The organism is Bradyrhizobium sp. SZCCHNGR1005 (assembly GCF_032489995.1).
In the GTDB taxonomy this organism is placed as follows: domain Bacteria; phylum Pseudomonadota; class Alphaproteobacteria; order Rhizobiales; family Xanthobacteraceae; genus Bradyrhizobium.
In genome coordinates this window covers 172,426-184,740 of sequence record NZ_JAUEZC010000003.1, presented here as the reverse complement: position 1 = coordinate 184,740, position 12,315 = coordinate 172,426, and the positions used below count along the sequence as shown (strand labels likewise).

General features: G+C 64.5%; 8 protein-coding genes. 6 read left to right on the top strand and 2 right to left on the bottom strand.

The genetic code is table 11. From position 1 onward, the window contains the following. Window positions 1-218: 218 nt before the first annotated feature. From QXZ85_RS13080 to ahcY, 4 genes are all read left to right on the top strand, one after another. The gene (locus QXZ85_RS13080) at window positions 219-1,337 is read left to right on the top strand and encodes a cobalamin-independent methionine synthase II family protein (protein WP_315704459.1); all 1,119 of its coding nucleotides are present in this window, start codon (window positions 219-221) and stop codon (window positions 1,335-1,337) included. Between the two features lie 251 nt (window positions 1,338-1,588). Further along, on the top strand, window positions 1,589-2,938 hold the full coding sequence (locus tag QXZ85_RS13075) for a hypothetical protein (protein ID WP_315704458.1): 1,350 nt from the start codon (window positions 1,589-1,591) through the stop codon (window positions 2,936-2,938). Between the two features lie 54 nt (window positions 2,939-2,992). Next, window positions 2,993-4,189 (top strand): methionine adenosyltransferase, encoded by a 1,197-nt coding sequence (gene metK, locus QXZ85_RS13070; RefSeq protein ID WP_315704457.1) that lies wholly within the window; start codon window positions 2,993-2,995, stop codon window positions 4,187-4,189. Window positions 4,190-4,430: 241 nt separating this feature from the next. Continuing rightward, window positions 4,431-5,837 carry an adenosylhomocysteinase gene (gene ahcY, locus QXZ85_RS13065; protein ID WP_315727725.1) on the top strand — a complete coding sequence of 469 codons (1,407 nt, stop codon included), beginning with the start codon at window positions 4,431-4,433 and terminating at the stop codon, window positions 5,835-5,837. Window positions 5,838-5,987: 150 nt separating this feature from the next. Here the strand turns inward: ahcY and QXZ85_RS13060 are convergent, their stop codons facing one another. Both QXZ85_RS13060 and QXZ85_RS13055 read right to left on the bottom strand, forming a co-directional pair. Continuing rightward, window positions 5,988-8,498, bottom strand: a complete 2,511-nt coding sequence (locus QXZ85_RS13060) for a TonB-dependent receptor (protein ID WP_315704455.1) — start codon at window positions 8,496-8,498, stop codon at window positions 5,988-5,990. A gap of 182 nt (window positions 8,499-8,680) precedes the next feature. Further along, window positions 8,681-9,013, bottom strand: coding sequence for a DUF2946 family protein (locus tag QXZ85_RS13055; protein ID WP_315704454.1), 333 nt, complete (start codon window positions 9,011-9,013; stop codon window positions 8,681-8,683). A gap of 598 nt (window positions 9,014-9,611) precedes the next feature. Here QXZ85_RS13055 and QXZ85_RS13050 point away from each other — a divergent pair. Both QXZ85_RS13050 and QXZ85_RS13045 read left to right on the top strand, forming a co-directional pair. Next, entirely contained in the window at window positions 9,612-10,928 is a 1,317-nt protein-coding gene (locus QXZ85_RS13050) for a trypsin-like serine protease (protein WP_315729597.1), read from the top strand. A 111-nt stretch (window positions 10,929-11,039) separates the two neighbouring features. Then, on the top strand, window positions 11,040-12,305 hold the full coding sequence (locus tag QXZ85_RS13045) for a glycosyltransferase family 87 protein (RefSeq protein WP_315729596.1): 1,266 nt from the start codon (window positions 11,040-11,042) through the stop codon (window positions 12,303-12,305). Window positions 12,306-12,315 lie beyond the last annotated feature (10 nt).

The window sequence follows — 12,315 nt, the reverse complement described above, 5'->3', positions numbered from 1 at the left end:
ACCCACCGCGCCCAATGGGGCCTTCGGTATGCCGGAGCCGCTTGGCCATTCTCTCTCAACGGAATTGTATACCGAACGGATACGCGGTAGGTGATGGCGCAGCCCGGGGATGGCCGGCGGCCGGACCTGGGGACGCAACGTCAACATGGATCAAAGACAGATCAGTCGGCCGATCCAATAATCATATCAATGCGTCGACCTTTCCAAGGAGTGAGCAAATGCAACGCACAAAGCCCCCATTCCGCGCCGACGAGGTCGGCAGCCTCTTGCGCCCGCAGAAGATCAAGGACGCCCGCGCCAAGCTCGAGAAGGGCGAAATCACCGCCGACGAGCTGCGCAAGATCGAGGACATGGAGATCGAAAAGGTCGTGCACCGCCAGGCCTCGACCGGCCTGAAGCTGGCGACCGACGGTGAATTCCGCCGCTCCTGGTGGCATTTCGACTTCCTCGCCAAGCTGACGGGTTGCGAGCTGTTCCACCCCGATGCCGGCATCCAGTTCACGGGCGTCCAGACCCGGCACGACGCGGTGCGTGTGATCGGCAAGCTCGACTTCCCGGCCGATCATCCGATGCTCGACCACTTCCGCTTCCTGAAGAAGCACGCCGACACTGCGCATGTGACGGCGAAGATGACGATTCCTTCCCCGGCGGTGCTGCATTTCCGCGGCGGCCGCAAGTCGATCTCCAAGGATGTCTATCCCGATCTCGACGCGTTCTACGAGGATCTCGGCAAGACCTATCGCAAGGCGGTGAAGGCGTTCTACGACGCCGGCTGCCGCTATCTGCAGTTCGACGACACGGTATGGGCCTATCTGTGCTCGCAGGACGAGCTGAAGAAGGCCCGCGAGCGCGGCGACAATCCGGACGGCCTGCAGCAGATCTATTCGCGCATCATCAACTACGCGATCGCCGAGCGGCCCGCCGACATGGTGATCACGACCCATGTCTGCCGCGGCAATTTCCGCTCGACCTGGATCTCCTCCGGCGGCTACGAGCCGGTGGCCGAGACCATGCTCGCCAACACCAATTACGACGGCTACTTCCTGGAATACGACAGCGAGCGCGCCGGCGGCTTCGAGCCGCTGCGCTTCCTGCCCAAGGGCAACAAGGTGGTCGTGGTCGGTCTCGTCACGTCGAAGGTCGGCGAGCTCGAGAAAAAGGACGACATCAAGCGCCGCATGGAAGAGGCGGCCAAGTTCGTGCCGCTCGAGCAGCTCGCGCTGTCGCCGCAATGCGGCTTCGCCTCGACCGAGGAAGGCAATATCCTCTCCGAGGAAGAGCAGTGGGCGAAGCTGCGCCTCTGCGTCGAGCTTGCCGAGGAAATCTGGGGCAAGTGATCGGCAGGGAAGTGATCGGCGGGTAAACCCGCGTTGATCACCCGACCGCATCTGAGACCCGAGCGGGACCGGAATTTCTCCGGTCCCGCTTTTGTTTGGAGGGCGGCCCAAGCCGCGCCCTAGTGTCTCCCTAAGGGGGCTGTCTGCAGGACTGGATGGGTCGGAATCAGCCATTCCCTCGGTGGGCAGAAGGTGCTAGGACGCAGACTTGATCGGGCGTTGCCCACTCTCCAATCCCACGCCTCCGGCCGATGAAGAACGACCAGCTGCTCGCCCAGATTTCGGAGTTCTGCCGCCAGTCCGACATGGCGGAATCGACGTTCGGCCGGCGCGCGGTGAACGATGGCAAGCTGGTGCATCGCCTGCGCGAGGGCAAGCGCATCACCATCGACACGCTGGATCGCATCCAGGCCTATATTGCAGCCTCGACCGGCACTTTGCCGCCACCGCGGCTCGAGGTCGTGGCCGAGAAGCGCGATCCGCGTAGCAATTTCCGCTTCTTCGAGAACCGGCAGAAATACCTGCTGTTCGTCCATACCTGCAGCGAGAAGCGGGTGGTGGCCGAGCGGGTCGGGCTCGAGCTTGCCAGCATCCACCCGCGGCCGCCGGCTTTGCGGGTGTTCGACGCCGGCGTCGGCGACGGCACCGTGCTGTCCAAGGTGCTGCGGACCATGCATGGCCGCTTTCCGCACATTCCATTCTATGTCGCCGGCAAGGAGCTCAGCCTGGAGGATGTCCGGCTGACGCTGGAGAAGGTGCCGGACCGGTTGTACGAGCATCCCGCCAGCGTGTTCGTGTTCACCAACATGAACTACGCCGAGGCGCCGTGGCTGACCCCGAAGTCGCCGGCGATGGCAGCCAGCATGATCTGGCATGAAGTCGTGCTGCAGGGCGATTCGTCAGGCGAATTCGAAGCCCAGATCGCGGCGCTGAAGCCGTTTCTAGAGCAGAATTGGCGCGCCTCGGTGTCGCCGCGCACCGGCATGCCGATCTATGAGCGCCCGGTGGCGCTGGTGCTCTATCGCGAGGACCATCGCTTCCTGCTCGATGCCATCGTCCCGCGCGCCGGCCGGGTCGAGGCCAATTTCGACCTCGTCATCGCCTCGCAGCCTTATCGCGCCCGGTCCTCGGTGAACTTCCGCGCCAAAAGGATCATCGCCCCCTTGGCGCGTGCCTTGAAACCGGGCGGCCGGCTGATCGGAATCCACTCCCATGGCCAGGATCCGGGCCTGGAAATCATCCAGGCGGTGTGGCCCGGAGAAAATCCTTTCTCGGTCAGCCGCCATGAACTGCTGCGGGCGGTCAAATACGAGCTGGGGTCCAGTGGGCGAGACTTAAATTTTAATGCCTATGCGGACAATCGCTCGATTTTCAGGTATGAGATGGAAGCTCTGCCCAACGAGGTCACCGGCGCCATCGGAACCTCGACGGCCTTTGCAGCCTGGAACGCGGCGGTGTATGTCGCCCAGATCGAGGAAGACCGCCTGACGGAGATCGCCAATAGCGCGCGTGCGCTCGATGCCGCCAGGGAGGTGCTGCGGAAGCATAACGGGTTGTGGTTCTACGACGAGTCCTACGTCATCTCGCGGCGTCGCGACTGACGGTTCGGGATCAATATCAATGACCGCCGTGGGCGGCGAAGAAGGGGTTGCTTGATGCGCGCGTCATATCTGTTCACCTCGGAGTCGGTTTCCGAGGGCCATCCGGACAAGGTCTGCGACCGGATTTCCGACGAGATCGTGGACCTGTTCTACCGCGAGGGGCCGAAGGCCGGCATCGATCCGTGGCAGATCCGCGCCGCCTGCGAGACGCTCGCCACCACCAACAAGGTCGTGATCGCGGGTGAAACGCGCGGGCCTGCGTCCGTCACCAACGAGCAGATCGAGGGCGTGGTGCGCGCGGCGATCAAGGACATCGGCTACGAGCAGGAAGGTTTCCATCACGCCACCTGCGATATCGAGATCCTCCTGCATCCGCAGTCGGCCGACATCGCGCAGGGCGTCGACGCGCTGCAGCCGGGCGCAGCCAAGGAAGAGGGCGCCGGCGACCAGGGCATCATGTTCGGCTATGCCTGCAACGAGACGCCGGATCTGATGCCGGCGCCGATCTTCTACGCCCACAAGATCCTGCGCCTGATCTCCGAAGCGCGTCACTCCGGAGTTGAGAAGGTGTTGGGGCCGGACTCCAAGAGCCAGGTCACGGTGCGCTACGAGAACGGCAAGCCCGTCGGCGTGCGCGAGATCGTGGTGTCGCACCAGCATCTGGTCGAGGACATGACCTCGGCGCAGGTGCGTGAGCGCGTCGAACCTTACGTTCGCGAGGCGCTGCCGAAGGACTGGATCACGAAGGACACGATCTGGCACATCAACCCGACCGGCAAGTTCTTCATCGGCGGTCCCGACGGCGACACCGGCCTCACCGGCCGCAAGATCATCGTCGACACCTATGGCGGTGCGGCCCCGCATGGTGGCGGCGCCTTCTCCGGCAAGGACCCGACCAAGGTCGACCGCTCCGCGGCCTATGCCGCGCGCTATCTCGCCAAGAACATCGTCGCCGCCGGGCTTGCCGAACGCTGCACCCTGCAGCTCGCTTACGCGATCGGCGTGGCGCGGCCGCTGTCGATCTATATCGACACCCACGGCACCGGTAAGGTCTCCGAGGATCAGCTCGAGAAGGCGGCTGCGCAGGTGATGGATCTGACGCCGCGCGGCATTCGCAGCCATCTCGATCTCAACCGTCCGATCTACGCGCGCACCTCGTCCTACGGCCATTTCGGCCGCACGCCCGACAATGAGGGCGGCTTCTCCTGGGAGAAGACCGACCTCGTCGAGCCGTTCAAGCGCGCGGTGTAAGTCTTCGCGCTGCGACCCTTCCCCGGTGGGGAGGGTTGCAGGAAGCGCAGTTGTGACTTTGTCGTTTGAGAAGACCGCTGCAACACACCTAAGCCGTCATGGCCGGGCTTGTCCCGGCCATCCACGTCTTTCTTCTGTTGCAGCCAAGACGCGGATGCCCGGCACAAGGCCGGGCATGACGAGAACGGATTGCAGTCCGGTCGCGCAGCAAGAGCCGCTCGGAAGAATATAGGGAACCCACATGACCGCCTTCACCGACTACATCGTCAAGGACATTTCGCTCGCCGAATTCGGCCGCAAGGAGATTTCGCTCGCCGAGACCGAAATGCCCGGTCTGATGGCGACGCGGGAAGAATACGGCCCGAAGCAGCCGCTCAAGGGCGCGCGCATCGCGGGCTCGCTGCACATGACCATCCAGACTGCGGTGCTGATCGAGACGCTGGCAGCGCTCGGCGCCGACATCCGCTGGGTTTCCTGCAACATCTATTCGACGCAGGATCACGCCGCGGCAGCGATCGCCGCACGCGGCATTCCGGTGTTCGCGGTCAAGGGCGAAACGCTCACCGAATATTGGGACTACACCGCCAAGCTGTTCGACTGGCACGGCGGCGGCACGCCCAACATGATCCTCGATGACGGCGGCGACGCCACCATGCTGGTGCATGCCGGCCTGCGCGCCGAGAAGGGCGACACCGCCTTCCTCGACAAGCCGGGCTCAGAAGAAGAAGAGATCTTCTACGCGCTGATCAAGCGGCTCCTGAAGGAAAAGCCGAAGGGCTGGTTCGCCGAGATCGCCAAGAACATCAAGGGCGTCTCCGAGGAGACCACCACGGGCGTGCATCGCCTCTATGAAATGGAGAAGGCCGGCACGCTCTTGTTCCCGGCGATCAACGTCAACGACAGCGTCACCAAGTCGAAGTTCGACAATCTCTATGGCTGCCGCGAATCGCTGGTCGACGGCATCCGCCGCGGCACCGACGTCATGATGTCGGGTAAGGTCGCGATGGTCGCGGGCTTCGGCGACGTCGGCAAGGGTTCGGCCGCTTCGCTGCGCCAGGCCGGTTGCCGCGTGCTGGTCTCTGAGGTCGATCCGATCTGCGCGCTGCAGGCGGCGATGGAAGGCTATGAGGTCGTGACGATGGAAGACGCCGCGCCGCGCGCCGACATCTTCGTCACCGCGACCGGCAACAAGGACATCATCACCATCGAGCATATGCGCGCGATGAAGGATCGCGCCGTCGTCTGCAACATCGGCCATTTCGACAACGAGATCCAGGTCGCCTCGCTGAAGAACCTGAAGTGGACCAACATCAAGCCGCAGGTCGACGAGATCACCTTCCCCGACGGCAAGCGCATGATCCTGTTGTCCGAAGGCCGCCTCGTAAACCTCGGCAACGCCATGGGCCATCCGTCCTTCGTGATGTCGGCCTCCTTCACCAACCAGACGCTGGCGCAGATCGAATTGTTCTGCAACCAGGGCAAGTACGAGAAGAAGGTCTACGTGCTGCCGAAGACGCTCGACGAGAAGGTGGCGCGGCTGCATCTCGCCAAGATCGGCGTCAAGCTCACCGAGCTGCGCCCCGACCAGGCGGCTTATATCGGCGTCAAGCAGGAAGGCCCGTTCAAGTCGGACCATTATCGCTACTGATCAGGTGATCGTCGTTCCGGGGCGCGAAGCGACCCCGGAACGATTTCTCACGATGGCCGGGCTCGTCCCGGCCATCGGCGTTTTTGCCGATCTCATTCGGTTCTGTCAGGTCCGGGACGGTAACGGTCCGGATTGGTCCGAATGGGCCGGTCAGAATTCCAGGTTCGCACCCAGATAGAACGAGCGACCTGGACCGGGAACGGCGGTGCCCCACATGCTCGCGGTGCCCGATGCGCCGCTGCCGACCGGGCCGACGGTCCCGGCCTCCCTGTTGAACGACATCGACGCGCCTTCGCCCAGATAAGCGCCGCCGAGCGGCAGGTAGTAGAGCTTGTTGAATAGGTTCTCGACGCCGAAGCTGATGCGCAGCTTCTGCCAGGTGTAGTTGCTGCGCAGGTTGACCAGGCTGTAGCCCGGGGTCTTGAGCTCGTTGCGGGCGGCGGACACGTCGGACTTGCTGCTCACCATCACGAGCTCGACACCGTTGTCCCAGCCGTCGAGCCGGTGCGTGAGCGTCAGCTTGCTGTTGAGCGGCATGATGTTGTAGAGGCCGCTTCCGGTATCGAGGTTCCTGCCGTTCGTGTAGCTGAGGACCCCCTTCAGACCGAACTCGCCGATCTCAGTCCGGCCGAGCGGAAGCTTGCCGGACAGATCGAATCCGTACAGGCGCGCCTGCTGGTTCATGTATTTCATGATCACGAACTGGTTGGCGACGGCAGGGACGGCGGCGGTGTTCGTCGCGGCTCTCCATTGTACAGCGTCGATGTAGTCGCGCACATGGGTGTAGTAAGGCGTGAACCGGATCTCGGCCTCGTGGTCGGCGCTGTGCCAGGCGCCGGTGAAGCTCACGGTGTGGGCGACCTCCGGCCTCAAATAGGGATTGCCGAGATAACCGTTGCCATCGCCGACGAAGTTGTTCATCTCCAGCGCCATCACGTTGCGCGACCACGAATAGCGCTCATAGAGGTTCGGCGAACGCGTCTTCTGCATCGCGCCGAACTCGAAGGTGAGATTGGCGTTCGGCGTGTTCCGAAGCAAAGCCGTCAGATCGACATTGTTGTCCTTGTGGGCACGATCCATGGCGTTGAACGCCGCGCGCGAGCCGACCGAGCTCGTCTCATACATGCCGGACATGAAGCCCGATGTCAGCGGCGTGGTGCTGGTATTGTAGCCGACGATGGGGCCGGTGTCGGTTTCGACCCGCTCGAACCGCACGCCCAGCAGCGAGAGCCAGGCCGGGTTCCATCTGGCCTCCCACTCGCTGAAGACACCGGCGCGGTCCCGCTTGCCGTTATTGATGTTCCAGAACGTCAGCGGCGCCATCCCGCCGATGCAGTTGCCCACGCCGCAATCGGGTGCCGGCGGCCACCAGTCGTCGAGACGATAGGTCTGCAGATCGACGCCGACCCGGAGCACGTCGCGGGGCGACAGCTCGATATCGGCTTTGGACGATGCGCCGTTGGTCTTGGTCCGCGTGTACATCGGCATGCCATTGACCGGGTAGGACGCGCCGGTCGTGTTCGGCGGCGTTAGCGTGCCGTACGAGAACAGCCGGTCTCCGCCGAAATCCATGTAGTGATGGACGGACTGATGATAGATCCGGGTCTCCAGCTCGCCCCAGTCGAACCTGCCGAGATGGCGCAGGTTGAAGCTGTAGGCGTCGTTGCCGAGCATATCCATGCGCTGGTTCGGATAGAGCTGGTAGGGGACCTCCTGAATGCCGGCCTTGAACTCGATCAGCTGACCGTCTTTGTTCCAGGCGATCCCCAGCAGGTGATTCCGGGTCTCGTAGGCGGATGAGCCGACCTGGTCGAGAGGGAGCACGGGCGTGATGGCGCTCCTCAGAACGAAGTTCTTGAAGTTGCCGCCGGCCGTGTAGTTGTCCGCTTTGACGGCCGCGCCGCTGTAGCTGACGCTGTAGTTCTCCGTCGCCATGGTCGCCGACAGGTTGGCGCCGCGCACATTGCCGTTGCTGCGGTAGAACGTGCCGATATTGCCCTTGGTCAGCAGGCTTTGACCGGGCGCGGCGAACGTTGGCCCCAGGGACGTGACGGCCACGGTGCCGCCGATCGAGTCGCCGCCGACGCTTACCGGCGTGACGCCTGCCCAGACCTTGGCCGCGGCGATCTGGCTGGGATCGATGTAGGACAGCGCCGGATTCATGTGATTGGGGCACGAGGCGATGGTGTCCATGCCGTCGACCTTGATGCGCAGGCGGTCGTCGGCGAGGCCATGGATCGCGGGCAGGCTCGATACGCCGCCTGCCGAGTACAGGCTGACGCCCGGGACGTCCGCGAACAGGGCGGCGGTGTCGTTCGTCGTGGCGCGCTTCGCCAGGATGTCGCCCGCTTCAACCGAGGTGCTGCCGGGTGGGGTGGCGATGCCGTCGGGCGAGACCGCGGGCGGCGGTGTCGGATTGGGCTGGCTCGCCGGGTTTGCTGCTGTGGCATGCGCGCCCCGGCGGCGGATCGCCGGTCGGCGGGCCGGGCCGTGCTGGGGCATTGTGACGATCACTTGGGGCAGTGTCGCGGCTGCGCGACCCCGCGCTTCGTCTTGCGCAAGCACGAGGTCCGGCATGGTGAAGGCCAGCAGTGCCGGCGATGTCAGCACGGCGGTCGAACGGAGCAATCGGCGCCGGGCGGGTGTGGAACGGTGGTGCATGATGGGATCTCGGATTCCGGATAGGAAGGCGCAGGGCGGCAGGCGCGTTGTGGCCTTCGTGAAAAGTGGTCGCGACATCGCGGCTGCAGGCATGGCCGAGCTTGCCGCGAGACAGCAGCAGTCAGCTCGTCCGGCTGATGCCGGCCGCATCGTCACGCGTTCAGATGTGTGGAAGAGACAGCCTAGGCGGTCGCCGGCGGCCCGCGGGCGACAGGCAGGTCATGCGCAGGCGGGAGCGGCGATATGACATCGATGCGCCCGACCAGAATCGCCACCACAACCGGGATCGGCAGAGCGATGATCGAGGCTTGAGGGAGCGTGACGCTGCGTCCGAGCGCACAAAACGGACAGCTCGCACATTGCTTGGCGGCTGCATCGCTATCGTCGGCCGCCGAATGATCAGCGCTGCTCTGGCAAATGATTGCGGCGGTGACGTCGGGGCCCGAAACGGCCGCGCCCATCGCGCAGAACGCCAGGGTCGACTGGAAGATCAGCGCCCATGCCGCGAACCACACGAGTGAACTGCACAGCCGCGATCGCGCCGTTCGTAGGATCGAAATATGCGCGAGAGCGGACGCGACCAACTCGCGACGCCACAGCGTGCGCAAGCGTGCCTTGCGCCTCACTGTTTCGATCCTGTGTAGTTGACGCCCCCGTCGAGCCACTGACTGACGCTCCCCCTTCGAATTTTCCTACAGGAGCGCGCATCGAATTGGCAATGGAGCACGCGAGGCTTCGTGGACTCCTGTGCCGGTGGATCAATTCTGCCACAGTGAAGGTAGCTTCACCTCATGTGCAAACCCAGTGAAGCTGAGCGTCATGGGACGATTGCAAATAAGTCGCAATCGCGATGTAGCTGCGGCCGTGGAATGACGCGCGGCTGGCTGGCGCAGCTCCATCCCGGCGAGCAGAGCTATCGGCCGATGACATGCGCAATGCGGCCGGGGCGGCGGGGCGCGATAGGCGGGGCGGTGGCGCCGCTGCGCCGCCGTGTCGGTGTCCTTGGTACCCGGATTCACATAATCTCCTCCGATCGATTGCAAGTCGCCTCGCATTGACATGAACTGGTCAATCTCGGTGCCGAGAAAGGTGTGTGTTCGGCTGGTAGGCAATATGAAGAACAGGGCTCTCGCACTCCTCATCTTGTTTCTCGGCCTCGTCGGACCAGTGCACGCCGCCGAGCTCGACGTTGCCGTGGCTGCGGCCCACGGCGGCGACTATGCGCCCGCGCTGAAAGTCCTGTCGGCGCTGGCCGAAAAGGGTGATGCGCGCGCGCAGTTCGATCTTGGCTTCATGCAGGCCAATGGCTGGGGCCTACCGCGCGATCCGACCGTGGCGGCCGGCTGGTATCGCAAGGCCGCGGAGCAGGGGCTTGCCATCGCCCAGCATTTCCTTGGCCTGGCTTATGTGAACGGCGAAGGCGTGCGGATCGATGACGCGGAAGCTGCGCGCTGGTTCGCACGCGCGGCCGCACAGGGATTTGCCCAATCGCAATACATGCTCGGTCTGATGCTGTTGGATGGCCGCGGCGTGTCCAAGGATGTGGTCCATGGCTATGCCTATGTCGTCATGGCGGGCCAGGCCGGGGTGCGCACGGCCGGCCGCGCGGTACAGCGGCTCGCCTTGACCGAAGCCGAGCGCGCGCAGGCCCAGGACATCATGACGCAATGGAAGCCGAAGCTCGAATCGAGCGTCGCGAGCATCGCCAGTCCGCGCAGTGAGGATCTGCTCGGCCTAGACCGGCATCTCGGCGCGATCGTCGATCCCACCGCCTGGCCGGCATCCGCGATCGGCGTCGTCACGGTGGCCCGTTATTCGAACGGCGCCTGGTGCACCGGCACGCTGGTGGCGCCCCGGCTGGTGCTGACGGCCGCGCACTGCCTGTTCAACGGCACCGCGCCGGTCAGTCCCGGCAACGTCCATTTTCTTCTCGGCATGGACAAGGGGACGCCGGCCGCGTCGGCGGCGGCAGAGCGGCTGATCGTCGCAAGGGATTTCGTTCCGACCCCGCTGGACCAGTGGACATTGGATCGAGCCCCGGCGGATTGGGCGTTGATCGTTCTCAAACAGGCGCTGCCGTCGCGGCCCATTGCCGTGAAGGCGCTGACGCGAGAGCAGCTGCGCACCGTGGCCGAGGCCGGGAGGATTTCGGAGATCGGCTACGGCGAGGAACGGCGTTACTCGCCGACCGAGCAGCGCAATTGCCGCGCCGACATCACTAATGACGAGCGGCTGTTGATCCTCCACTGCCTGGCGAACCATGGCTATTCCGGCTCGCCAATCCTGGCCGATATCGACGGAACCATTGCAGTGATCGGCATCTTCTCCTCGTTCCACGAAGAGACACGCGTGACGTTTGCCCCCTCCGCCAGCCGGTTCGAGGCTGCGGTCAGGGATCAGATCTCGGCCGAAGCGGTGCCGGCGCGTTGATCGGTGGCGTGTCGGCGTTCGCGCGCCACGCCTTCGCCCACCAAGTTAAGGGACTCCTAAAACCCTCACGCTAGCATGGCTCCTCAGCGTCAATCGCTCGGGAGTACGGCCATGAGTTCGCTCGACTATTCGGCTCACGGGGCGCCGCAGGCCGCTGGAGCCTTGGGCGATCTCAACCGGCTGCGCCGCCTCGCGCGCGTATGGATCGCTGCGGCCAGCGTCGTCTATGTCGTCGACCTGTTGCGGCAAACACGCCTCGGTCTGACCGACGGCGTGCAGCGCCCGTTAGGCGACGATTTCATCAATTACTGGTCCGGTGCGGCGGTGGCGCTGCAAGGCCATGCGGCCAGGGCTTACGATTTCCTGGGCTTCCATGCCTTCGAGCAGTCCGTGGTGGGGCCCACGCTCGACCTCTATCATTATTCCTATCCGCCGGTGATGTTGCTGCTGACCTTGCCGCTGGCGCTGCTGCCTTACGTGCCGGCGCTGGGCCTGTGGCTGATCGGCACCTGGTACGCATTCTATCGCGCGCTCAAGGCCGCGAGCGGCGAGGGCGTGCTGCTGCTGGCGTTGGCGACGCCCGCGGTATTCATCAACGCGATGCTCGGGCAGAACGGCGCCCTGACCGCCGCGCTGCTGGGTGGCGGGCTGGTGCTGCTCGAGCGCCGGCCGGTCCTGGCGGGCATGCTGTTCGGCCTGCTCGCCTTCAAGCCGCATTTGGCGCTGATGCTGCCGGTGGCGCTGCTTGCTGGTCGGCAATGGCGCGCGCTCGTGTCCAGCGGCGTCACCGTGCTGATGCTCGTTGCCGCGAGCGTGATCGCATTCGGATTGGAACCGTGGACCGACTATCTCAGGAACCTGCCGATCCTGCGCGTCGCAATCCTGGAGGACAGCACCGACATCTGGCGCCTGATGGTCTCGGTGTTTGTCTTCGCGCGCCGCTTCGGCGCAAGCCTCGAACTCGCCTACGGCTGTCAGGCCGTCTCCGCCATCATCGCGACAAGCGTCGTGGCATGGTCATGGTGGCGCGACCATCCGCGGCATATCCGCTACGCCCTGCTGATCGTCGGCACCTGGCTCGCGATTCCCTATCTGCAGCACTACGATCTGGTGGTCGGCGCCTTCGTCGTGGTCTGGCTGCACACGGAGGAGAGGCGGCCGCAGGCGCCGGTAGCCTGGATCAGGGCGGCCATGGCCGCGGTGCTGCTGCTGCCGCTGGTCGCAGCTTCGATCGGCAAGAACACCGACCTGACCTTCGGCCCGCCATTTCTGATCCCGGTGTTCGCGCTGCTGGTCCGCTTGGCCGTGGGGTACGATCGCGCGCAACGGCAGGCGGGCAAGGCACTGACATTCGCAAATGAGCCGGCCGCAAACTGATACGACTGCC